The organism is Aminobacter sp. 01T433 (genome assembly GCF_056398585.1).
In genome coordinates this window covers 302,515-326,627 of sequence record NZ_JBFTPR010000004.1, presented here as the reverse complement: position 1 = coordinate 326,627, position 24,113 = coordinate 302,515, and the positions used below count along the sequence as shown (strand labels likewise).

General features: G+C 61.4%; 19 protein-coding genes. 8 read left to right on the top strand and 11 right to left on the bottom strand.

Going from position 1 to position 24,113, the window contains the following annotated elements:
- Positions 1-24: 24 nt before the first annotated feature.
- The gene (locus AC1DLV_RS09030) at positions 25-924 is read right to left on the bottom strand and encodes a LysR substrate-binding domain-containing protein (protein WP_476784596.1); all 900 of its coding nucleotides are present in this window, start codon (positions 922-924) and stop codon (positions 25-27) included.
- Between the two features lie 228 nt (positions 925-1,152).
- Between AC1DLV_RS09030 and AC1DLV_RS09025 the strand changes: the two genes are divergently transcribed.
- From AC1DLV_RS09025 to AC1DLV_RS09015, 3 genes are all read left to right on the top strand, one after another.
- Positions 1,153-1,332: a hypothetical protein gene (locus AC1DLV_RS09025; RefSeq protein ID WP_476799207.1), complete on the top strand. Its 180-nt coding sequence runs from the start codon at positions 1,153-1,155 to the stop codon at positions 1,330-1,332.
- Between the two features lie 287 nt (positions 1,333-1,619).
- Positions 1,620-1,760, top strand: coding sequence for a hypothetical protein (locus tag AC1DLV_RS09020; RefSeq protein ID WP_476784598.1), 141 nt, complete (start codon positions 1,620-1,622; stop codon positions 1,758-1,760).
- 294 nt (positions 1,761-2,054) lie between these two features.
- Complete coding sequence (locus AC1DLV_RS09015) at positions 2,055-2,993, top strand: GlxA family transcriptional regulator (RefSeq protein ID WP_476799254.1); 939 nt, start codon at positions 2,055-2,057, stop codon at positions 2,991-2,993.
- A 136-nt stretch (positions 2,994-3,129) separates the two neighbouring features.
- On the opposite strand, the gene AC1DLV_RS09010 is transcribed toward AC1DLV_RS09015, so the two are convergent.
- Positions 3,130-3,972 (bottom strand): DUF1194 domain-containing protein, encoded by an 843-nt coding sequence (locus tag AC1DLV_RS09010; protein ID WP_476799253.1) that lies wholly within the window; start codon positions 3,970-3,972, stop codon positions 3,130-3,132.
- A 104-nt stretch (positions 3,973-4,076) separates the two neighbouring features.
- Complete coding sequence (locus AC1DLV_RS09005) at positions 4,077-6,638, bottom strand: GcvT family protein (protein ID WP_476799206.1); 2,562 nt, start codon at positions 6,636-6,638, stop codon at positions 4,077-4,079.
- A gap of 207 nt (positions 6,639-6,845) precedes the next feature.
- Here AC1DLV_RS09005 and AC1DLV_RS09000 point away from each other — a divergent pair, with 207 nt between their 5' ends.
- Positions 6,846-8,594: a hypothetical protein gene (locus AC1DLV_RS09000; RefSeq protein WP_476799205.1), complete on the top strand. Its 1,749-nt coding sequence runs from the start codon at positions 6,846-6,848 to the stop codon at positions 8,592-8,594.
- Between the two features lie 18 nt (positions 8,595-8,612).
- Here the strand turns inward: AC1DLV_RS09000 and AC1DLV_RS08995 are convergent, their stop codons facing one another.
- The 8 genes from AC1DLV_RS08995 to AC1DLV_RS08960 form a co-directional block, all read right to left on the bottom strand.
- Positions 8,613-9,812 carry a hypothetical protein gene (locus AC1DLV_RS08995; RefSeq protein ID WP_476799204.1) on the bottom strand — a complete coding sequence of 400 codons (1,200 nt, stop codon included), beginning with the start codon at positions 9,810-9,812 and terminating at the stop codon, positions 8,613-8,615.
- Positions 9,813-9,823: 11 nt separating this feature from the next.
- Positions 9,824-11,236, bottom strand: a complete 1,413-nt coding sequence (locus AC1DLV_RS08990) for an aspartate aminotransferase family protein (protein ID WP_476799252.1) — start codon at positions 11,234-11,236, stop codon at positions 9,824-9,826.
- A 71-nt stretch (positions 11,237-11,307) separates the two neighbouring features.
- Positions 11,308-12,315, bottom strand: a complete 1,008-nt coding sequence (locus AC1DLV_RS08985) for an NAD-dependent epimerase/dehydratase family protein (RefSeq protein WP_476799203.1) — start codon at positions 12,313-12,315, stop codon at positions 11,308-11,310.
- Complete coding sequence (locus AC1DLV_RS08980) at positions 12,312-12,746, bottom strand: EamA family transporter (protein ID WP_476799202.1); 435 nt, start codon at positions 12,744-12,746, stop codon at positions 12,312-12,314. Before AC1DLV_RS08980 ends, AC1DLV_RS08985 begins: the two co-directional genes overlap by 4 nt.
- 106 nt (positions 12,747-12,852) lie before the next feature.
- On the bottom strand, positions 12,853-14,205 hold the full coding sequence (locus AC1DLV_RS08975; RefSeq protein WP_476799201.1) for an FAD-binding oxidoreductase: 1,353 nt from the start codon (positions 14,203-14,205) through the stop codon (positions 12,853-12,855).
- Between the two features lie 2 nt (positions 14,206-14,207).
- Positions 14,208-15,641, bottom strand: a complete 1,434-nt coding sequence (locus AC1DLV_RS08970) for a UbiA family prenyltransferase (RefSeq protein WP_476799200.1) — start codon at positions 15,639-15,641, stop codon at positions 14,208-14,210.
- Between the two features lie 222 nt (positions 15,642-15,863).
- The gene (locus AC1DLV_RS08965) at positions 15,864-16,130 is read right to left on the bottom strand and encodes a hypothetical protein (protein ID WP_476799199.1); all 267 of its coding nucleotides are present in this window, start codon (positions 16,128-16,130) and stop codon (positions 15,864-15,866) included.
- 138 nt (positions 16,131-16,268) lie between these two features.
- Positions 16,269-18,752, bottom strand: coding sequence for a mechanosensitive ion channel family protein (locus AC1DLV_RS08960; protein ID WP_476836152.1), 2,484 nt, complete (start codon positions 18,750-18,752; stop codon positions 16,269-16,271).
- A gap of 198 nt (positions 18,753-18,950) precedes the next feature.
- On the opposite strand from AC1DLV_RS08960, the gene AC1DLV_RS08955 reads away from it, so the two are divergent.
- The 4 genes from AC1DLV_RS08955 to soxG are packed head-to-tail and all read left to right on the top strand — an operon-like array spanning position 18,951 to position 24,094.
- Positions 18,951-20,210 (top strand): sarcosine oxidase subunit beta family protein, encoded by a 1,260-nt coding sequence (locus AC1DLV_RS08955; RefSeq protein WP_476799197.1) that lies wholly within the window; start codon positions 18,951-18,953, stop codon positions 20,208-20,210.
- Between the two features lie 11 nt (positions 20,211-20,221).
- The gene (locus AC1DLV_RS08950; RefSeq protein WP_476799196.1) at positions 20,222-20,521 is read left to right on the top strand and encodes a sarcosine oxidase subunit delta family protein; all 300 of its coding nucleotides are present in this window, start codon (positions 20,222-20,224) and stop codon (positions 20,519-20,521) included.
- Positions 20,518-23,514, top strand: a complete 2,997-nt coding sequence (locus tag AC1DLV_RS08945; RefSeq protein WP_476799195.1) for a sarcosine oxidase subunit alpha — start codon at positions 20,518-20,520, stop codon at positions 23,512-23,514. The genes AC1DLV_RS08950 and AC1DLV_RS08945 overlap by 4 nt, the downstream gene beginning before the upstream one ends.
- Positions 23,507-24,094: a sarcosine oxidase subunit gamma family protein gene (soxG, locus tag AC1DLV_RS08940; RefSeq protein WP_476799194.1), complete on the top strand. Its 588-nt coding sequence runs from the start codon at positions 23,507-23,509 to the stop codon at positions 24,092-24,094. Before AC1DLV_RS08945 ends, soxG begins: the two co-directional genes overlap by 8 nt.
- Positions 24,095-24,113: the final 19 nt, after the last annotated feature.

Below are 24,113 nucleotides of genomic sequence, written 5' to 3'. Positions count from 1 at the left end.
CGTCGGTCACCGACGCGCGTTACCTCAGAACCTGCCGGTCAGGTTGAAGGTCTCGAAGGCCGCACGAATGTGCTCGGCCGCAGCCTTGACCGGTGCGCTGGCCTCAGGCGCCACGATCATCGCCAGGCTGTAGTTGCCGATTTCCGGCATGCCATCCTTGGTGCCGAGTTCAACCAGTTCATCGCCAAGGAATGATTTCGGCAGCGGTGCCACTGCGAGATCGGACAGGATCGCAGCGCGCTGCCCAGCCGTATGCGCGCTCATATAAGCGACGCGATAGTTACGGCCGTCGCGACCGAGTGCTTCGAGCGCCCCTGCCCGCCAGGCGCAACCCTCTTCCCAGATCGAAACCGGCAACGGCTCGCGCATATGCGCGCAACCGCCCCGGGCACCAGCCCAGACGATCGGCTCGGTCAAAAGCACCTCGGCCCCGGCCGCATTGGCCTTGCAGGCATTGGTGAGCAGTGTGATGTCGAGCGCGCGGTCGTCCATGCGCCGCCTGAGATTGCTGCTCTGGTCGATGATGACGTCGACGGCGATCGAGGGATGTGTCTGGGCAAATCGCTTGAGCACATGTGGCAATACGCGTTCGCCAAAATCGTCGGGCGAACCGAGCCGAACCACGCCGACAATGTCGGGAATGATGAATTTCGACACCGCCTCACGATTGATGGCCAACATGCGGCGAGCATAACCGAGAAGCATCTCACCGTCGGTGGTCAGCGTCACGGAACGCGCGTCGCGGAAGAACACCGAGCGGCCCAGAATGTCTTCGAGCTTCTTGATCTGCATCGATACGGCCGAAGGCGTGCGGAACACCGCATTGGCCGCCGTGGTGAAACTGCCGGTTTCGGCGATCGCCACAAAGGTGCGGAGCACGTCGAGATCGAGCAGCGGCAGGGGATGATTGAGTGGTGCGTTCATGGCCGCAGTCCTTCAATATTTCTGATCGAACACATCATTTCATTTCGATTGATTGAACTTCATCCGTGAGAGATAGTCAACACCATCGAAGCACCGGCCATGAGGCCTGCGTCGACAATGCCCGAAAGCAGAAGCGCAAGATTGCGCGAGACGGTTGAAACCAGCGGTGCCCACGGGCGAGCACCTCAAGCCGGCCTTGAACCGGCCCAGCAGGAAAAGGAAACCGCAATGTCTATTCTTTCATCGATCGGGCGCATTGCCAGCCAGTTCAACGCCGCCCGCACCCGCTTTCATGCCGAGCGCTCGATCGGCTCGCTCCCGCTCGAACTGCAAAAGGACATCGGTTGGCCTGAGGCCTTCGATTCCAAGACCGGCCATCGCCGCGGTCATGGTGGCGAGGCGGTCTGAACGTGATCGAGGCGAAAGCCAGACCTGCCGCGTCGCAGACGTGGCAGGTTTCTCGCAGCGCCACGCGCCAGTTGCGCGCCAATCCACGTGTACGCCAAGCCACATGTAAAATGAGCCGCAACACAACGAATGGCGACTGCCGCAAGCCATGTCGCTTTTAAGGTGTGGCGCTTCGTATTTGCGGCATACCGGCCCCCGGCCAAGCCCTATATGCGCATCAGCAAACGAGCTGCCCCACTCCACAACGCGAAGGCACCCCGTGTAACCACGATGCATGGATACGTGTCATGAAGATTTTCGCCCGCCTGTTCGGCATACGCCGCAACACCTCGCTGTCGACCGCGTTGGAGCGCCAGCGTCTCGCCAAGACGATGCCAGGCCAGACGGCCGCTATGGCCGCAAACCGTTTGGGCATGCTCGTCGGCTGAACCCGGCCAATCAGTGACACCAGACCAACCGTGGTCGCCTTTCGGCGTTGGCCGGAGGGCGACATGCTTTTGGGGCACCTCCCGCTGGCAAAAAAGCAGCCACAGGCGACCATGTCGCAATTTTAATTTTAGCGACAGCTGCAACCCCATTGACAGCAAGGGAATTTGCTGTTGACGCTGTGCTATTCGCGACATCGAGTTCGCGTCGTTTCCGGCCAGCGCGAGGGTTCCTTGAACGCTATCAGACATCCGATCAAACGATCGCTTGTGTTCTTCCTTGTACCCGATTTCACCATGGTTGCCTTTGCGACCGCACTCGACCCGCTACGCATCGCCAATCGCATGCTCGGCTACGAAGCCTACAAATGGCGGCTCGCCAGCATTGACGGCAAACCGGTGCGGGCGTCCAACCATGTTGAATGCGCCGTCAACACCTCGCTCGAAGACGAGCGCAAGAAGATGGCGGGGCCGGAGCGCCCCTCGATGGTCATCGTCTGCACCGGCATCAATGTCGAGACCTACACCAACAAGTCGGTCTTTGCCTGGCTGCGCGAGGAATATAATCGCGGCGTCGCCGTTGGGGGGCTGTGCACCGGCGCTTATGTGCTGGCCAATGCCGGCCTGCTGTCCAACAAGCGCTGTGCCATTCATTGGGAAAACCTGCCGGGCTTCTCGGAAGCCTTTCCCAAGGCCAATGTCTATGCCGATCTCTTCGAAGTCGACCAGAACATCTACACCTGCGCCGGCGGCACCGCAGCACTGGACATGATGCTGAAATTGATCGGCGACGATTTCGACGACAATCTCGTCAACCGCATCTGCGAACAGGTGCTGACCGACCGCGTCCGCAGCCCGACCGACCGCCAGCGCCTGCCGTTGCGCGCGCGTCTTGGCGTGCAGAACTCCAAGGTGCTGACGATCATCGAACTGATGGAAGCGCACCTGTCGGAGCCGCTGTCGCTGATCGAGATCGCCGACCATGTCGGCCTGTCGCGCCGCCAGATCGAGCGCCTGTTCCGTACCGAGATGGGGAGATCTCCTGCCCGCTATTATCTCGAGATCAGGCTCGACCGTGCCCGCCACCTGCTGATCCAGTCATCGATGCCGGTGGTCGAGGTGGCGGTGGCCTGCGGTTTCGTCTCGGCCTCGCATTTTTCCAAATGCTACCGCGAGCTTTATGCACGCTCGCCACAACAGGAGCGCATCGACCGCAAGCAGCTTATCGCGGCCTGAGGTCGGGCAGAGCATTCACTGGTCGCAATAGCAGTCGCGGCGGACGAGTTCTTCTCGCTCCAATCGCCAAGGGCGGAGTGGTGCTTTCCCCGTCGCCAAATTGGCATCCGGCCATATGGCAGTGAGTGAATAGGGCTTACCGGCTGTCCCAAAGCCATGATCGATCGCGCCACAGCTTTTCGCCAGCCAGGCAATCATATTTCGGTTGCGCCTGGGCAAGCACGACAGGCGGATAGGCAGCCTCCTCGGCCGCCCACTGGCGTGAACTGGGGCCGGCCAGTTCCATCACCAGCTTGCGCCGGATCGCTTCTGGGAACTGCGACCACTCGTTGACCGGGATCATGAAGGCGCCCGGCCCGCCAATGACGCAATCGGCGTAGTAGCGGTCGAGATGCTCGACATCATAAGCGTTGCCGAAGCCGCCATTGGTCATCAGCGGCAAGCCATTGACGGTTATACCTTGGGCAACCGCCGCATCCCGCGTGAGATCAACCGGCGGTCCTTGGTTGTTTGGTCCGTCGCCGGAAATGTCGATCACCTGTTTCACACCGCGAAAGGTACTTTCGGCAAACAGGTCGCTGCCGAATTCGATCGCGCTGGAGATCGACGTGCGTCGGGCGCTGTTGGGTGGCTTGGCCGAGAGCTGGGCCACGACCCGTTCGGCATCGGCTCGATTGGCGATCACCGTCCAGGGCACCACGACGATCTGCGACGTCGTTCCGGCCCACTCGACATAAGTGACGGCGATCTTGCCATAGGCGCCTTGGGCAATCGCTGCCAACACGCGCTCGTCGGTGAGTGCTGCGGCATAGCCGTGGCGCTGGATTTCAAGTTCGTCAGGCGACATGGAAAGTGAGACGTCGACCGCAAGCACAAGCTCGACATCGACTTGCTCGACCGCGCGGGATTGAGGCACCAGCCCAAACACCAGCGCCAGCGCGGCGCTGCCTGCAAGAAGAGCTTTGGCCGCAGACGACATTTTCGAAGGGTAAGCGAGAATCGTTTGTTTCAAAAGAAATGCCCGGCCAGAAAGCCGGGCTTTTCATTCACAATGTTGCGAAGTGCTGCCGCTACGCTGCAGCCTCAGCTCCGCGGCTTGAGATTGTCCGGATCGTAAAGCGGCTTGTAGCCGACGCCAGCGACTTCGACCGGATAGGTCTCGCCGAAATACTCGACGGCTAGCTTGCGGCCTTCCTGGGCATAATCCCACGGAAGATAAGCGAGCGCGATATTCTTGCCGATAGTGGGACCGTAGGCGACCGAGGTCGTGTAGGAGCGGCGGCCGAGTTCATCGAGCAAGACCTCGCCGGTATCAGGGTCCATGACCGGCAGGGTGCCGACCGGGTAGCGCTTCACGCCGCTTCTGTCGGTGTTTTCGGTCATGACGAGCGTACAGAGCATGGCAGGCTGATGGTCGCGTGCCTTGTACTCGAGATGCTTGGCTTTGCCGCGGAAATCGGCTTCCTTGACCTTCGGGCGGGCAAGGTCGGCTTCGATGAGGTTGTACTGGGTGAGCAGGTCGGCATTTTGCAGGCGCAGGCTCTTTTCCATACGGCGCGAGTTGGCATAGGTCTCGACGCCGACAGCCATGGCGCCGGTTGAGCGCAGCGCATCCCAGACGGCGAGGCCGTCTTCGTACTTCATGTGCAGTTCCCAGCCCTGCTCACCGACATAGGAGATGCGGAAGGCCGTCACGTTTTTCCCGGCAATCTCGATCTGCTTGATCGCGGCGAAGGCGAAATTTTCCTGGTCGAGACCGGCCGGGTCCGCAACCACCTTCTTCAGGTTCTCGCGGGCATTCGGGCCCCAGATGCCGATGGTGATGTACTTTTCCGACGTATCGGTGATGATGACGTCGAGGCCACGATCTTCGGCAACGCGCTTCATGTAGTGGAAGTCGCGCGGGCCGGCATCGGCACCGTTGACGAGGCGGCAGCGATCGGCCATGCGGAAAACCGTGAAGTCGGCGCGCACCATGCCCTCGTCGTCGAGGAAGTGGGTGTAGATGCCCTTGCCGATATTGCCATCGCCGCCGATTTTTGCTGCGCAGAGCCATTCCAGCAGCTCGACATGGTCAGGGCCTTCGATATCCACCATGTGGAAGTGCGAGAGGTTGATGATGCCGACATCTTCGCTGAGCGCCAGGTGCTCGGCGTTGGAAACGCGCCAGAAGTGGCGGCTGTCCCATTCGTTTTCGCGCACCGGCACGCGGTTGCCGTACTTTTCCAGCAGGTGCTCGTTGTCCTTGTAGCCATGCGCACGCTCCCAGCCGCCAAGTTCCATGAAGTAGCCGCCAAGCTCGACTTCGCGCTCATAGAAGGGCGAACGCTTGACGTTGCGGCCGGTGGCGTAGGGCTCGCGGGTGTGGACGGCTGGGAAGTAGATCTTCTGGGCGGCCTCGAAGGTGCGGCCTTCGATGAACTTCTCTTCCAACTGGTGCGGGTAGAAGCGCGCATAATCGATCGAATTATGGTCGATCTCGGTGCGGCCGTCCGTCATCCAGTCGGCGATCAACTTGCCGTAGCCGGGGCCGTCCTTGACCCAGATGGCGACGCAGTACCATAGCCCGCGCACCTTTTGGCTCTCGCCGCAGGATGCGCCACCGGCGGCCGAAACCTGGAGCAGGCCGTTGAACGAATGGCTTTCATTGTAGCCGAGTTCACCGAGTATCGGCGTCAGCTCCATGGCGCGCTCGAGCGGCTCCATGATCTGTTCCATGTCGAGGTCGCGCTGCGACGGCGACAGGCGCGCTTCATGCTTTTCGAGAATGTCACGCGGATGGCAGAGGCGCGGGTTCGTCTGTTCGTAGTAACCCCATTCGATCTGGCCGCCTTCGGTGGTCTTCGGGTCGCCGGTGTCGCGCATGTAGGCGGAGTTGCCCTGGTCGCGCAGCAGCGGGAAGCCGATTTCCTTGCCGGTGCCCTCGAACTCGTTGTACGGGCCGAAGAAGGTCAGCGGGTGGTCGACCGGCATGACCGGCAGGTCCTCGCCGACCATTTCGGCGATCAGGCGGCCCCAGATTCCGGCGCAGACGACGACATGGTCGGCCATGATCGTGCCACGATGCGTGACGACGCCCTTGATGCGACCACCCTCGACGATCAGCGATTGGGCCGGCGTGTTGCCGAATACCTGGAGCTTTCCGGACTTTTCGGCGGCATCGACAAGCTTGCCGGCAACCGTCTGGGAGCGCGGGACGACGAGGCCGGCGTCGGGATCGAACATGCCGCCCATCACCTGATCTTCCTCGATCAGCGGGAACATCGCTTTGATTTCAGAGGGCGAGACATAGTGCGCGCGGGTGCCGAACGCCTTGGCGGAGGAAAGCTTGCGCTTGATCTCTTCCATCCAAGTGTCGTCGCCAGCGCGCGCGACTTCGAGCCCACCAATTCGGGCGTAGTGGCCCATCTTTTCGTAGAAATCGATCGAATACTGCGTGGTCCAGACCGAGAGATAGTCGTGGCTGGTCGTGTAGCAGAAGTCCGATGCGTGCGCCGTCGAGCCGATGTCGGTGGGCACGCCCGACTTGTCGATGCCGACGATGTCGGTCCAGCCGCGCTCGATCAGGTGATGGGCAATGGATGCGCCCACGATGCCGCCCAACCCGACGATGACGACCTGCGCCTTTTTCGGAAACTCAGCCATTACCCACGACTCCGAGATGATTTTGCCGGCAGACTATAGGGCAGCGCTGCGTGATTGCAGCCTGTTTGCGACATTGCCAAAAAGCCGCGCGACCAGAACCGGAAAGTCGTCGCCACGCGGCCGAAAAATTGCCGACTCGTTAACCATATCCAGACGAGCCAAATGGTAAAAACGGCCAACAAGATGAATAGCCGGGTGGATACCTACATGGGCGTAGTGGCGAACAAAGACGACAGCTACACACAGTCAAGGACAGGCATCGATTTTACCTTGCCGCTATGGTTGCTGCTTGCGGCTGTCGTCGTCTGCGGCGCGATCCTGTCTCTGCCGATAGCCGTCCCTATCGGCCCGATGTATTGGGACGTCTTCATCTACTACGATGCGGCCAACCGCATCTTTTCCGGCCAGGTCCCGATCGTCGACTTCTTTGCGCCAGTCGGTCCGCTCGGCTACTATCTTGCCGCCGGGCTGATCTGGCTGTTCCCAAACGGGCAGCCGTCGCTGCTGGCCCCCTGGTCTCTGCTGATCGTTTCGGCGCCGCTGATGGGCATAGTACTTTGGGAAGTCGGCAGCCGGTCGCGCGTCACGGCGATGGCGTTGCTCATTCCCTTCCTGCTGTTTGCGCTGCTGCCCTTCAACACCCGCGAATTTTACCCACTTCCAGGCTCCGATGCGTTCGGCATCTACAATCGCCAGTCTTGCCAGCTTCTATACACTCTGGTCGCGGCATTGATGTTCGTACGGAAGCAGCCCACTCTGCTTGCCCTGCTCACGCTGATCATGACCGCGCTGTTTTTCCTCAAGATCACCGGCTTTGCCGTTGGCGGCATTATCTGCGCCTATGCTTTCCTCGCTGGGCGCGTGCAATTCCGCACCGGGCTGCTGGCTGCGCTTGCCTTCGCAGCAATCCTCGCCGTCATCGAGGTTACGACTGGCATCGTAAGCGCCTATGTCGATGACGTTCTGCTACTGGTCAGCAACAACAGCGGCTCGCTTTTCTCGCGCCTGCGGGAATCGGCGTCCCAGAATTTCGACGTGGTGGTCGTCGCCGCCGCTCTGATAGCCGTGCTTGGTTGGGCCGAACTGCGCCGCAAGCCAGATCCCAGGGCGACCATTGCAAGTTCCTCGCCGGTCGTGCGTGTACAAGCCTTCTTCAATCTGCTTCCGGCGTGGTTGGCCGCCATGCTCTTTGCCGGCGTCCTGTTCGAAGCGCAGAATACCGGCAGCCAGGGTTTCATATTCCTCTGGCCTGTATTGCTGGCGATCCTGTTGAGGACCGAAAGGCTGATCGCAAGGCCAGCGCTGCTGCTGACGGTCGCCGGGTTGGTCGCCGCAATCGCGTTGCCGCCGGCGCTCACAGTGTTCTCGCGCGCGGCGCGCACCTACATAGGCGGCGCCAACAATCCGGCTCTAGTGCATCGCAACCTGAAGACGCTGGGCGCGGTCAACATGCGCCAGGAGGTTTCCGACCGAGCCGATCGCATGCTGGCATTTTATCCCGCCCATCGCGCTTTTTACGTCGACCTGATCGGCATCGACGAAAACCCGACGCCGCTGATCTATTCGGACTTCCATTTCCAGATCGGCCACCTGAAGGCGCAGGACCACGCAATCGACTCGATCAGGGCGCTCGAAGCCGCCAAGGGAATTCGCTTTGAGACCATCATGACGCTCGATTTCACCAACCCGTTCCCATGGCTGATGGACCGCTCAGCGCCACTGCACATTTCGATCGGCGCCGATCCGTTCCGGACCGTGCCCACCCCTGGCCCCGAAGTGCGGGCCGCCGTAGCCGAAGCCGACCTCGCGCTCTACCCGACCTGCCCTCCGACGATAAACAACACAGCGCTCTATGCAATCTACGCCGAGGCACTGGCGGGCCATAAGCGCGTCAAGCTGGACGATTGCTACGACGCGCTGGTCAACCCGAAATTCGCCGCCGCGCTTGGCCTATAGAGCTCCAGTGGTTGCGGTCTATCGCGCAGGCGCCGGTTCCATGTCGAAGCGCGGCTTCCACAGTTCCAGCAGCATCATCGCCATGATGAGGATGTAGGGGAAGTAGACGCGGCTCTCTGGCAACGGGAAGACCACGAACTTGCCGCCGATGCACAGGATCTGCGCGGCCAAAAGTACAGCGACGACGCCATGCCTCGGCACCTTGCCGGCGCGCAGCAGCGCCAGCCAGCCAAGAACAAGCAGCGCAAACAGCGTCAGCCATTCGTGAAAGCGGAACGAACTGGTGAAGCCACGGACTAGGCCGCGGAGGTAGGAGACCACGGAAAAGTCCGGATGAAAGCCACGCATGTCGTTCTGGATTTCGACATTGGTGAAGTAGTAGTGCGCCCACCAGCCGGGATGCTGGCCCGCCGCCGAGATTGGGCCATAGACAGCGCCTGCCAGCATGAAGGCGACAAGTGCTGGCAGCACGCGCCCCCTAAACAAGACAGCCGCAAGCAAGAGCGCAAACAAAAAGATGATCATGTCGGGTCGGGCCAGATAGCCAGCCAGAAGAATCGGCACTGCCCACCAGTCTCTGCCTATGCGGATAAGATAGGCCGCAAGCACGAACAGTGCTGTGCCGAGCAGGTCCGGCATGGCCAGTTGTGCCATGGTCAAAAAACTGCCCAAAAGCATGATCGGCCCCAGCACGAGCGCCGACTGCAACATTTTTTCGCGCCGCATCCACAGCATCATGACGGCGCCGATGATCAAGACGGAAACCGCGTTGATGATCTGTGTGGTTTCGACATAACCGACGCTCGGCCCAAAGGTCTTGATCAGCCAGGTGTAGCCAATCTTGACCCGGTAAAAGACGAGCTGCGACTGGAAAAACTCGGGATTGGCGTATTGAGCGATGTTGTAATCGTTGGCCGTGGTCAACTGGCGAAACTGGTCCTCCGTCGCACCCGCCTTCATGATGCCCCAGACTTTTTCGTGCAATTGCACCGGATCGGCGACCTGATCTTCCATGGCGATGGCCAGGTATGGCGCCATGTCCCAATTGTATTCGGGATGCAGGAACGGAACCGCCGCCACAAGCAAGATGAACAGCGCAAACACTGTGGCCGACAGGCTGGTCACCAGACGCTTCGTCCAGTAGGTCGAAAAAAGCGCTGACGCGATATCGACCAGACGGCCGGGCATCCGGGTTGAATTGATGTCTGTGGCGCTCATGATCTGCCCCCCTACTTAACCTGGCTCTTCACGAAGTCCTTGACGATCGAAACGATGCCGCGGCCAAGCAGGCTGTCGAGCGCTGCAACCAGCACGTCGACATCGGCGCGGCTGCAGGTCAGTGGGGGCAGCAGCCGGACAACGTTGCGGTTGTATTCGGTGAAGGCGACCAGCACGTCGTAGTCGCGCAGCAAAAGCGCGCCGACAAAGCCGGAGAGCGAACCCTTGAGCTTGTCGTCGAGCACGCTGACCACCGGGCGCAGCACCATCGGCAAGGTCTGCGAGAAGTCGTGGAACTCGAGGCCGACCATCAAGCCCTGGCCGCGCACATCCTTGATGATCTTGGGATATTTCGCCTTAAGCTCTTCCAGCCGCTCCAGCAAATAAGCGCCTGTCGTGGCCGCGTTTTCGATCAGCCCCTCGTCATAGAGCACGTTGAGCGTTTCGATGGCGGTGACGCAACCTTCGCCGATGCCACCGAAAGTCGCCATGGCGTGGATCATCGCCGTCTTGGGCGTGCCATAAGCCTTCATATAGACGTCGCGGCGCGCGATCATCGCTGCCATCGCTGCCTTGCCACCACCCAGCGACTTGGCGACTGCGGTGATGTCAGGCACCACATTGTAGTGCTCGAAAGCGTAGAAACGGCCCGAACGACCGACGCCGCACTGCACTTCGTCGGCAACCCAGACCACGCTGTATTTGTCGCAAAGAGCGCGAAGCTTCTGCCAGTATTCTGCTTGCGCCGTGATGATGCCACCACCGCCCTGGATGGTTTCGAGCACGATGGCGCCAATGGCTGGATCGGAACGGAATGCGGCCTCGACCGCGTCGATGTCGCCGAAGGGCACACGCACGGTGTTGTCTGTGAGCTTGAACTCGCCACGATACAGCGCACCGTCGGTGACCGAGAGCACGCCCTTGGTCTTACCGTGGAACGAATTCTCGGCGTAGACGATCTTGGGACGCGCCGGACCCGCCGCACGCTCGGCGAGCTTGACTGCGGCTTCCATGGCCTCTGAGCCGGACGAGCCGAAAAACACCATGTCGAGATCGCCGGGCGAGATCTGCGCCAGGTTGTAGGCAAGCGCCGAGGCATACTGCGACATGAAGGCGATGCCGATCTCGTGGCGCTTCTCGTCCTGGAACTTCTTGCGCGCCTCAAGCACGCGCGGGTGGTTGTGGCCGAGCGCCAGCGAACCGAAACCGCCGAAGAAATCGAGAATCTTGCGGCCGTTCTGGTCGATGTAGTGCATGCCTTCGGCACGCTCTATCTTGATCTTGTGGAAGCCAAGCAGCTTCATGAAATGCAGCTGGCCGGGGTTGAGATGCGCCTTGAACAGGTCGGTCATCTTGGCGACATCGAGCGCCTTGGCCTGCTCGACCGACATCAGGTTCGGCTTGGCGAGCTTTGCCGAAGCCATTGCCGGAGCAACCGCGACGGCATGCGAATGGGCCGTATCCGGCTTGGTGACAAGCGTCATGTTCATATCCTCTATTCGGCCGGGGCGTGTTGCGTGGACGTTGCAACACCGTCCTTCTTGGCGCGATATTCCTTGTAGGCGGCGATCAGCATGTCCTCGTCGCGGTATTGCGGCACCCAACCGAGCTGGCGCTCGCCCTTGGAGACGTCGAGCACGCACTCCTCGTCGGCGATCAGATATTGCTCGGGGTCCATGATCGGCATGTTCATCAGGTCGAGTAGATCGAGCGTGCGCTTGACCGCCCAGCCCGGCGTCGGCAGCAGGATCGACTTCGAACCTGCATGCTTGACCAGGTCGCCGAGCAGCTTGCGCACCGGCGGCGGGTTGAGTGAACCAAGATTGTAGGCCTCGTTCGGCACTCCGGCCTTCCATGCAAGGCGCGCGGCTTCCGCGCAGTCGAACACCGAGATGAACTGGTATGGGTTCTTGCCCGAACCGATCATCGGCACGGGAAGGTTCCAGTCGATCAGCTTGAACAGCTTTTCCAGGATGCCGAGACGGCCGGGGCCGATGATCAGGCGCGGGCGGAACAGCGAAATATTCATGCCGCGCGTCCGCCATTCGGCGGCCAGTTCCTCAGTCTTCTGCTTCGACCAGCCATATTCGCCAAGCGGTGCCACCGGGTGCGCTTCGGTCATCGGCTGAGTCACCGTGTGGCCGTAAATCATGTCGGTGGTGTAGTGCACCAGCTTGGGTGCCGCGGCATAATCCATCGCCTTGATGATGTTTTCGGTGCCGAAATAATTGACCGGGAAAAAGAAGTCGTGGCGCTTGGCCCGAACCTGTAGCGGCGACAGCATCTTGGCCGACAGGTTGTAGACCATGTCGTCGGCCTTGATGCCGACGGCGGCGATCGCGGCCGGATCGGTCACGTCGCAATGGACGAAGCGCACGTTGCGGTAATGCGCGAGATCGCTCTTGACGATGTCGGCAACGACAACCTCTTCGCCGTCGGCGATCAGTTTGGGCGCAAGATGACGACCGACGAAGCCGTCGCCTCCGAAAATGATGTGTCTCATCGCAAAAGCTCGCTTGTCTTGGTGGGTTCGATGGAGGCCGCAGCGACAACCTCGCCATGGTCGCGGCCGCTCTGGGCGATCAGCACGGTGCCGACGCAAATGAAGGCGATGCCGGCGATACGCCAGGCGTTCAGATCCTCGTGGAAGACGAAATAGGCGAACACCGCGACCGCCACATAGGCGAGGCTGAGGAAGGGATAGGCAAAGCTGAGCTCGACCTTGGACAGCACGTAGAGATGCGATGCCATCGAAATGACGAAGGTTAGCAATCCGGCAAAGACCCATGGGCTGAAGACGATCTGCAAGATCTTGATCAGCGGATTGGTGCCTTCGAAAGAAAGCGGACCAAGCGACATCATGCCCTGTTTGAGCATCAGCTGGGCTGCCGCATTGGTCATCACTGTGAAAAGGATGAAGAGAATATATTTCATTGCTTTGTCCGTCCTTCGCACAAACTAGCGAAAAGCCACGAATATTCCGTGAAGCTTTCCCGGCAATTTTAAGTTTTCTCGCATTTCTCTAACAATCGCAGGCAGTCTACTCGGCCGCTTGCGCCGCCTCGCTGTTGCGCCCGCCAAGCTTGCCTGCGGTACGTGCCCAGAAATCCGACATGAACGCAGGGTCGCGCACTGCCTCGAGCCGCCGCCAATCCGGAAAGGAGGCAGCAAAGGTCTCGGCCGACATGCGCGCGTCCTTGTAGGGATTGACCGCGCCGCCAGCTCCCACCGTGATCGCGTCGAGCTCGGCGAGCAGCTTCAGGGTGCGTTGGCCGTGGTTGGGAAAATCGAGCGTCAGCGTGTAGCCGGGCCGGGCAAACGACGTCAGCACCGGCGAGCGCTGGGTGCCAAAGCGCTTGAGCACGGTCAGGAACGAGCCCTGCCCGGCCCCTCGCGCCGCTGCCAGCAATGCCGGAATGGTATCGCGGGCCGCATCTTCGGGCACCACGCTTTGGTGCTGGAAAAGCCCATTTGGGCCGTAGAGCCGGTTCCAGTCGGCAACACCGTCAAGGGGAAAGAAGAATTTCTGGTAGCTCGCCTGGCTTTCGGCTCGGCGACCGCGCTGCCAGCCATAGGCGGCGTTGAAGAGCTTCAGGAACGGGCGGTTGAGCAAGGTCAGCGGTGGCTGGAACGGCACTGACAATTTGGCCGCGCCGCGCTCTGCCGTGCGCGCGCCATAAGGCGCGTGATTACCGGCAAGCAATAGGCCGCGCCCGGCATGTTTGCCGCCGGCAAGTTGGTCGATCCAGGCGACCGCATACTCGTTGTCGCGGTCGGCCGCCTCGGCCAGATCGAAGTATTCTGCGAGATTGCGGAACGGCTTGACCGTCTCGGTGATGTCGAGCGACGGTACCCGCATCAGCCGGATGGCAGCGGACAGGATGATGCCCGTCAGCCCCATGCCGCCGATCGTTGCCCAAAACAGCCGGGCATTCTCGCTCAGCGAACAGACATAGGTCCGGCCATCAGACCGCACCAGCGTCAGCCGCTCGACATGGCAGCCAAAACTGCCGCGACGATGATGGTTCTTGCCATGCACGTCATTGGCGATGGCACCGCCGAGCGTGACGAACTGCGTACCGGGCACCACGGCGGGGAAAAATCCGTGCGGCGCACCGTAAGCGATGATGTCTGCGAGCAGCGCGCCAGCTTCAGCCTCGATCAGCCCGGTCTCCGCGCTGAAGGAAAGAACTCGCTTGCGCGGCCGCATGTCGACGATAGCACCAGCGCTGTTTTGACAGCTGTCGCCATAGCTGCGGCCATTGCCATAAGGGAGCAGTGAGGATGCTTGTGCCGATCCGCTGGCCAGCAACTTCATCGCCTCGGCGATGTCGACCACCTGGCGCGCACCTGGATTGGCGCGGCCGAAACTCTGGTAATCGGGTGCACCCATCCTCACAATCCCGCCACCACAAGCAGCATCGCCCCAAGCAGAACCACGATCTGGCTGCGCCAGTCGCGAATGATGAAGACCACCGGGTCGTCGTGCAGCTCGTCGCGGCGGGCGAGAATCCAGATGCGCATGGTGAGGTAAAGCACGATCGGCGCCAGCGGCCATACCAGCCATGGGTGCTCGTATAGCTCGCGCACGGCACTGCTATCGATGTAGAGCGCCAACACCAACGCTGACGAAAAGGCCGAGGCCATGCCGGCCTGGGCGACGATCTCCTGGTCCTCGATCCGGTAGCCGCGCCCAGCAATACGCTCGCCTACGCTGAGGCTCGATGTGCGCAATTCGACATAGCGCTTCACCAGCGCCAGCGACAGGAAGAAGAAGATCGAGAAGGCGAGCAGCCAGAACGACACGTCGACGCCAGTCGCCGCAGCACCAGCAAGGATACGCAAGGTGTAGAGCCCGGCTAGCGCCAGAACATCAATCAGCAGCATGCGCTTCACCGCCACCGAATAGGCGGTGGTAGCAACAAGATAGACAAGCAGCACGCCGACAAACTCGATCGTCGTAAAGGCTGCCGCCACCAAGCTGATCACAAGCAGGATCGCCACCGACGCGAGCCCGAACGGGATCGACAGCTTTCCACTGGCGAATGGCCTTTCGCGCTTGGTCGGGTGCGCCCGGTCCAGCGTCAGATCAAAGAAGTCGTTGACGATATAGATGGCCGAAGCAGCTGCGCTGAAGGACACAAAAGCGAGCACCGCCGGCACCAGCATATCCAAATTGAAATATTTGTGCGCCAGCACCAGCGGCACGGCGATCAGTACGTTCTTGAGCCACTGGTGCACGCGCAGCATCTTGAAGATGGTGCGCAAACTCGGCTTTTGCGCCGCAATCAGTTCGGAGCCATGGCTCTCCTGCCAGCGCGCAGCTGCACGGTCAGGTGCAACGACAATCGCCTCGCGCGCGGCGTCAAATACCTTGAGGTCGTGGCGGCTATTGCCGGCATAGTCGAAGCCGCCGTCGCCATAAGCGTCCACGAGGGCCTTGCGCTTGCGTTCGGCCGTCAGGTTTTCGGCGCCATCGCTGGCAAGGACAGCGTCAAACAAACCCAGGTGCCGGGCGATGGCTTCGGCGAATTTACGCGGCGTGCCAGTGGCAAGAACGATCTTGCGGCCAAACGCCTGCTCTTCGCGGAGCCGCTCCAGGATCTCCGGCCGGTATGGCAGCGTCGCCGGATCGATATCGACTGCCGCCGCGATCGCCTGCTTGAGCCGTGCCGGGCCCTTCAACAGCCAGAACGGCACCAGGAAGATGTTGAGCGGGTTCTTCTTGAGAAGGGCAAACAGACCCTCCCAGAGCAGATCGGTCGCGATCAGCGTGCCGTCGAGATCGACAGCGAGCGGTATTGCCCTGTTTTCTGAACGCGCGTCCATCGAATTGCCTGCCCCTGCCCTGGCCGGACGGCATGAACCTTCCAGACCCTACCTCTGGGCTATAGCTGGCTGGAAGATTTTAGATGGTTAAGGTAGACGCCCAATTCGGCGCGCGCGCCAGAAATTTCAACAATGATGCTTAAGCAGTCGTTAGCAGAAAGAAAAAAGGCCGAGTGCTTTCTCGGCCTCTTCGATTAATTCGCAAGAGTTGACGCGCGAAACTTACTTGATGCGAGCAACGCCGCCCGAAATCTCTACTGTTTCCGCACCGGTCAACGCTTCGCGGTCGCCATTGGGCATCGTCACGAAGCAGCCGTCCGAGCAGAACTCGACGGTTTCGCCAGCGGCAAGTGCGAGTTCCGTCTTGGAACCGCCTTCCGTGACGATCAACGTACGCGGCTCGGAGTCGAGGTTTACCGCGCTCGCGGCATACGCCGAGCCCGACATGGCCAGGAAGAGCGCTCCTGAGGCGACTAGAAACCTGTTCATTCTGCACTCGGTGTTTCCACCGCCCCTGTTCATTTTCGCAAGGCATTCTCGCCGTTTGCAAGGGAGCTTATATGAGTCCGAAGCTGAACGGCAACTGAATGCCTTGTTCATGCCACAATTGCTTAACGCGCGTCGCACTTATTCCGGATCGGGCTTCTTGGATCTTCCCGGCTTGCGTCCAGCGGCGGCTTCGGCAGCACGCTTGCTGCGTGCTTCTTCCACTTCCGCCACCTGGGCTTCAATCTGCTCGTCGTCAGCCGGCCATTTCTCGGCAGGCTTGACGTCATGGGCGCGCGCCGTCGAAGGGATATCGATATGCGCACGACCAAACGCCTCGATGACGGCAAAACGGACATCGTTCTGGACAGTGTTGCTGCCCAGAAGGTCGGCAAGGAAGAACCTGATCTCAAACTCCAGTGCGGCTGGACCAAAATTGGCGAACAGCACGAAGGGTTCCGGGTTCTTCAGGACCATCGGATGCGAACGCACGATGTCGAGCATGATTTCATGCGCCCGCTTGGCGTCGCTGTCGTAGGCGACGCCAACCTTGATGTCGACGCGTCCGAGCTTGTTGCGATGTGTCCAGTTGCCGACTGCACTGTTGATCAGTTCAGAATTGGGCAAGATGACCGACTGGCGCTGGAAGGTCTCGATTTCGGTAGCGCGGACGCTGATCTTCTTGACGGTGCCCGATACGGCACCCGCCACGATCCAGTCGCCGACCTTGAACGGCCGCTCGGCTAGCAGGATCAGGCCCGAGACGAAGTTGGAGACGACGTTCTGCAGGCCGAAACCGATACCGAGGGAGAGAGCACCGGCGACCAGGGCCAGGTTCGAGAGATCGAGCCCTGCCGCCGAGATCGCTATCAGACCCGCCAGCGCCAAGCCCGCATAGCCCACGGCCGTGCGGATCGAGTTGCGCACGCCGGCGTCGACCTTGCCGCGCGCCATCACCGAACCGTCGAGCCAACCCTGGAACCAGCGCGTCAGGAAGTAGCCGATCGCGAATACGAGGACGCCCGAGAGGATGCCGACCGGCGAGAAATTGAAGCTTCCAATCTGGAAGCCGGAGCCGATCCGGTAGAGCCAGGTGACCATGTCGCCAGGCTGGAAGCCCCACTGGAACAGGATCAGCGGCACCCCGACGACCAGCACCAGAAGGTTGATGACGATACTGAACACAAGCCCGAGCTGGTCGAGCGTCGTGTCATCAAGGGTGAACATCCTCTTGATACGCCGACCAACCGTCGTCTTGATGAATGCGTCTTCCTCGTTGATCGCCTGCGACGACAGGAAGCCGATATACATGGTGGCAAGGATTGCCCCGGTAACGACGATCTGCTGCGAGACAAAGCGCGCCAGACCGATATAGCCCAGCAAGGCTGCGACTATGGTGACCCCGCCTAAGGTAAGCAGGACGTACCGGATCAGACGGGGCCAAGGCTTCGGATGGCCATCCTCGTCGACGAACGGCTTGACCAGGCCAATCAGAACGACAAGCACGCCGATGATGACCGTCGATGCGAGTGCTTCGCCGACAGTAAGCGCGACCGGCGATCCGAGCACCTGGTAGACCGAGCTCAAGAAGTAATCGAGGCCGGTGAACAAGGCGGTGGCGATGATCAGCAGCATGAGCCAGCGCGCGGCACGGCTCTCGACCGGGATCAGCCGCCAGTTGGGTAGCTTGGGCGACAGCACGGCCATACCCAGCCGCGAGACGAAGAAGACAATGGCGATGACGTAGAACAACGACGACAGCATCGCGCCGATGTCGCCGCGCAGCACCGCAAAATAGTCGAACAAAAAGTAGGTAACGCCGAGGAAGACGACGAGCGCAGCAGTCTGCATCAGCGTCGACCAGAAGGCCACCGAGAGCCTGCTAAGGTATGATGGCTCCTCGACCCTGGCGTCAGCCTCGAAAAGCCGGCCGAACATGCGCCGTCCGCCTATGATGATGACGGCAGCGGCGGCCAAGGCAAAAAAGGTCGCGGCCAGCATCGACTTGAGCTTGAAACTGACGACGAAGCGGACCCAGGACGAGACGGTGCTGTAGAGATCGGTCATCTCGGCCTTGAAGGCCTGCATGACCTCGAAGGCCAAGGCAAAGTTGATTTCGTAGCGCTTGGTCAAAAGGTTCTGGAACAGATGGCGGCGTATTTCGGTGATCTGGCTGGTGAGCTTGTTGATCCGGATCGACAGGTTCTCTGCAACACCGAGCACCGCGTTGATCTCCGCTTTTTCAGCGGTCAGGTTTTCGCGCTCGCTGGTGACGACGGCAGCTTCAGGCGGCTTGCCCTCAGCAGGCGGCTTGCCAAGCTGCTCCAGACGCGCGTTGATCTCGGCAATGCGCGGACGAAAGGCGACGGCGCTTTGCAGCAAACTGCGTGACAATTCCTCGAGCTGAAGACGGATATCGACCAGTCCGGCATCGTCTTCCGAATTCTCGTCCACCTTCTTTTGCAGCGCGTCGACCTTGCTGGCGAGGCTGGCGATGACCTCCTGCTGATCGGCGACCACGCCGGCTGGCGCTTTGCCGAGATCCTGTGCGAACGCCTGCGAGAAAAGCGCCGCGGCTAGGATGAACAGGGTGACGCCGATGCGCCGGACTGCGGAGAAAAACATGGTTTGTCAGCGACTCTCGGTCTGTTTGCCAATTGGCAAGGCGCGCCATTGATAAAGATGCTGGTCCAGCCGGGCAAGCCGTGGGCTAGACTGGGCGATTCAAAAGTCGGCCTAACGAAAGGCAATGGCGGAATATTGGCTTTGATCTGGAGAAGCTGCCTATAGTGTCCGCACACAGCCCAAAGGATGATTTGCAGGATGGCGGAATATTCGGCCTTTTCGCTTCTCAAGAACGCGCTCAGCGGAAACCGCGACTGGAAGCCGGCCTGGCGCAAGCCTAGCCCCAAGGCATCTTATGACGTGGTGATCATCGGCGGGGGCGGACATGGGCTGTCGACCGCCTACTACCTCGCCAAGGAACACGGCATCACCAATGTGGCGGTGCTTGAAAAGGGTTATCTCGGCTCCGGCAATGTCGGCCGCAACACCACCGCCATCCGATCCAACTACCTCTTGCCGCAGAATACGCGCTTCTACGAGCACTCGATGAAGATGTGGGAGAACTTGTCCCACGACCTCAACTACAATGTGATGTTTTCCCAGCGCGGCGTGCTCAACCTTGCCCATACGCCCGGCCAGCTCGACGATCTGGCGCGCAAGGGCAACGCCATGCGCCATCTCGGCGTCGATGCCGAACTAATGACCCCGACCCAGATCGGCCGTCGCGTTCCAGGCCTCGACATGTCGCAGTCGGCGCGTTTCCCGATCATCGGCGGGCTGATGCAGGAACGCGCCGGCACCGCCCGTCATGACGCTGTCGCCTGGGGTTATGCGCGAGGTGCCGACCGGCGCGGCGTCGACATCCTCGAAAACTGCGAAGTCACAGGATTCTTGCGCGATGGCGACCGCGTGGTTGGCGTTGCGACAAGCCGAGGCGAGATCCGGGCCAGGAAGGTGGCGGTCGCAGTCGCTGGTAGCACCGGGCGGGTGATGCAGCTCGCCGGCATCGACAAGATGCCGATCGAGAGCCAGGTGCTGCAGGCTTTCGTGTCGGAATCGCTGAAACCCTTCCTCGACACGGTGCTGACCTTCGGCATGGGCCATTTCTACGTCGGCCAGTCCGACAAGGGCGGCCTCATCTATGGCGGCGACCTCGACGGCTACAATTCCTATGCCCAGCGCGGCAACCTGCCCATCGTCGAAGAGGTGATGAGCGAGATGGTCGCGCTGTTCCCAAGTCTTGCGCCAGTACGGGTGCTGCGGTCATGGGGCGGGGTCTGCGACATGTCGATGGACGGCTCGCCGATCATCACCACAGGCCCCCTGCCCGGCATGTATCTCAATTGCGGCTGGTGCTACGGCGGCTTCAAGGCAACGCCCGCCTCGGGCTTCTGCTTCGCCCACACCATTGCCAGGGACGCGCCGCACGAGTTGAACGCGCCATTCACGCTCGACCGTTTCAGCCGTGGCGCCGTCATCGACGACAAGGGCCAGGGCCCGACGCCACGGTTGCATTAGGTCAAGAATTCATGCTGATCACCTGCCCCTATTGCGGTCCGCGCGATGTCTCCGAATTCGCCTATCAAGGCGACGGCAACCGCAAACGCCCCGACCCGAACTCGACCGATCCCGAGGCCTGGAATGCCTATGTCTATGACCGGCTGAACCCGGCGGGTGCGCACAACGAGATCTGGCAGCATGCCGGCGGCTGTCGCGCCCATCTTGCCGTCATACGCGACACGCTGACCCACGACATATCAAGCGTGCGCTTTGCCCGCGAACATGGCGCCCCAACCCATGGGCGACGCAAGACGGGAGCCAAGGCATGAGCCCCCGCCGCACGCCATCGGGCGGCCGCATCGATCGGCTACGCACCATCCGCTTCACCTTCGACGGCACTGCCTACGCCGGACATCAGGGCGACACGCTTGCCTCGGCGCTGCTTGCCAACGGCATTTCGCTGTTCGGCCGCTCGTTCAAGTACCATCGCCCGCGCGGTGTTCTGACCGCAGGCATAGACGAGCCCAACGCGCTGGTGACGGTGCTGCGCGGCGACGTCCGCGAACCGAACATTGCGGCCACAATGGTAGAAATCTATGACGGCCTCGTCGCCGTCAGCCAGAACCGCTTCCCCTCGCTCGCTTATGATGTCAGCGCCGTGAACCAGCTCGGCGGCAAATTCCTCTCGGCCGGTTTCTACTACAAGACCTTCATGGGACCGGTGATCGGCCCGCTCAAGGGCACCCGCTTCTGGATGCTCTGCGAAAAGGTCATCCGCCGCGCAGCTGGCCTTGGCCGCGCTGGCCACACCTCCGATCCATCCCGCTATGAGCGCATGAACGCGTTCTGCGACGTGCTTGTCGTTGGCTCCGGCCCCGCCGGCCTTGCCGCGGCACGCGAGGCAGCCACATCGGGCGCGCGCGTCATCCTCGCCGAACTCGACCCGTCTTTCGGCGGCTCGGCCAATTGGTCGGGCGAGACCATCGATGGCGAGCCGGCCGCCGCATGGGCATCGGACATCGTCGGGGAGCTCAGGGAGTACGGCAACGTACGCCTGCTCAAGCGCACAACCGTCTGGGGCTACTATGATGGCAATACGCTGGCCGCCATCGAACGCGTTGGCGATCACAAAGCAACTTCCTCTAAAGGCGCCCCGCGTCACCGCCATTGGACCATCCGGGCGAAGCATGTCGTGCTCGCCACCGGCGCCTTCGAGCGGCCGCTGGTGTTTCCGGGCAACGACCGACCAGGCGTGATGATGGCAAGTGCTGCCACGCGCTACGCCAACCAGTACGGCGTGCTGCCGGGCGACAGGATCGCCATCTTTGCCAACAATGACAGCGCCTATCGCGCTGCTGCCGTTCTCGACAAGGCCGGCGCCACCATCGTTGCCATCGCCGACCTGCGCCAGGACGTCTCCGAAGCCTGCCGCAAGCTCGCACAGGCGTGCGGCGCAGAACTGCTTACCGGCCATGCGGTGATCGGCACCGAAGGCGGCAAAAAGCTGACAGGGGTGAAGCTGGCGCCCTTTTCCATCGCCGCCGGCGTATTGCCCGGCAGCACGCGCAACATCGCGGCCGATTGCCTGATCGTCTCGGGCGGCTGGTCCCCAACCGTTCATCTCGCCAGCCAGGCAGGCGCGCGACCGGTCTGGGACGACGATCTGCAGGCCTTCCTGCCGCCGGAAGCAGGCAAAGGCTGGGTTGGTGCCGGCGCTTTCAACGGCACATTCTCCACAGCCGAGGCTATTTCGGAAGGTTTCGCCGCCGGCCGCAAGGCAACTGACCAGCCTGCAATCGAGATCGGAACATTGCCCGATGTCGAACCGGCAGCGCTCGACCCGCGCCCCGCACCGGTCTTCGAGATCAGGGCCAAAGGCAAGGCCTTTGTCGATTTCCAGCATGACGTGACCGCTGACGACGTGCGGCTCGCCCATTTGGAAGGCTTCGTCTCGGTCGAGCATCTCAAGCGCTACACCACGCTTGGCATGGCGACCGACCAGGGCAAGGGCTCCAACGTCCCCGGTCTCGCCATCATGGCCGAGGCCGTGGGCAAGCCAATCCCCGAGGTCGGCACGACGCGCTTCCGCCCGCCTTATGCGCCGGTCTCCGTCGGCTCGCTTGCCGCCGAGCGCTTCGGCGACCTCAAGCCCGACCGGCTGACGCCGATGCACGATTGGCACCTCGAAAATGGTGCGACCATGTATTCGGCCGGCTTGTGGCATCGTCCGATGATCTATGGCGAGCCGGGCGAGACCATCGAACAGGCCTATGTCAGAGAGGCGCAGACGACCCGCCAAACCGCCGGCATCGTCGATGTCTCGACGCTCGGAAAGATCGCGGTGCAGGGCCCTGATGCCGCCGAATTCCTCGACCGCGTCTATTCCAACATCTTTTCGACGCTGCCGGTTGGCAAGGCACGCTATGGCCTGATGCTGCGCGAGGACGGCCTCGTCTTCGACGACGGCACCACCTGGCGGCTCGGCGACAACGATTTCCTGATGACCACGACCACGGCCAATGCCGGCAAGGTCATGCAGCATCTCGAATATTTCCTCGACGTGGTCTGGCCCGAACTCAAGGTGCATCTGACCTCCGTCACCGACCAATGGGCCGGTGCTGCGATCGGCGGGCCGAAGGCCAGGGAAATCCTTGCTGCGTGCGTCACCGGCACCAAAGTCGACAACGAGGCACTGCCCTTCATGGGTATCGTTCACGGAGAGATCGCGGGCGCGCCTGTCATGATCTGCCGGCTTTCGTTTTCGGGTGAGATGGCCTTCGAGGTCTATTCCGGCGCCGGACACGGCAGTCATGTCTGGGAAGCGCTGATCGAGGCCGGCAGGCCGTTCGGCATGGTGCCTTACGGGCTTGAGGCACTGGGAACGATGCGGATCGAAAAGGGCCATGTCACCGGAGCCGAGATCGACGGCCGCACCTCGGCGCGCGACCTGCATCTTGGCTGGATGCTGTCGAAGAAGAAGCCCTTTATCGGCTCGGCCATGATGGACCGCGAAGGGCTGGTCGCCTCGGGCCGCCTCGAACTCGTCGGCCTGATTTCGCTCGACAAACGGCCGCTCAATGGCGGCGCCCATATCGTCGCCGAAGTTGACCCTGAAAACCCGCATGGCTCACTCGGTCACATCACCGCTGCCTGTTTTTCGCCCGCCCTTGGCAAGTACATCGCGCTGGCACTGGTTTCCGGCGGCAAGGCACGCCACGGCAAGCGTGCCCATGTCTCTGACCCGCTGCGCAACCGCTTCGGACCGGTCGAGATCGTCAGCCATCATTTCTTCGACCCCGAAGGGAAGCGCATGCATGGTTGAGCAGCTTTCACCGCTTGCAGCAGTTTTCAGGCCCGGCTCGCACGGCAATTTTGTCGATGGTGTCGGCGCAACCCTTTCCGAGATCGCGCCGGGCTCCATCGTCCAGCTTGCCGCTTGGCCCGGCGAGGAAAAGAAGCTGATGTCAGCGATAAGCTCGGTCACCGGCCTCAAGCTGGCCGACGGTGCGGGCACTGGTGCTTCGTCCGACCGTTACGCAGCCTTCGGCTTCGCGCCCGGAAAATTCCTGGTCACCGACATTTCGGAAGGATTGGCCACGACCTTTGCCAGCAAGGTCACCCCGGCAATTGGTACCGTTACCGGCCTGTCGCATGCCCGCACGGCGATCCGCATCACCGGTCCCAAATCCGAATGGGTTCTGGCAAAGCTCTTCGCCATCGATTTTGCGCTTGCTGCCTTCCCCGTCGGTTCGGGCATCTCGACCACCCATCACGACGTCTTCACCCAGATCCAGCGCAGCGGACCCGATAGCTTCGACCTCTATGTCTTCCGATCCTTCGCCCGCTCATTCTGGAAGATGCTGTGCCACGCCTCCGACGAGGTGGGATACGAGGTGCGCTGACCGCCCCGCAATTTGAAGA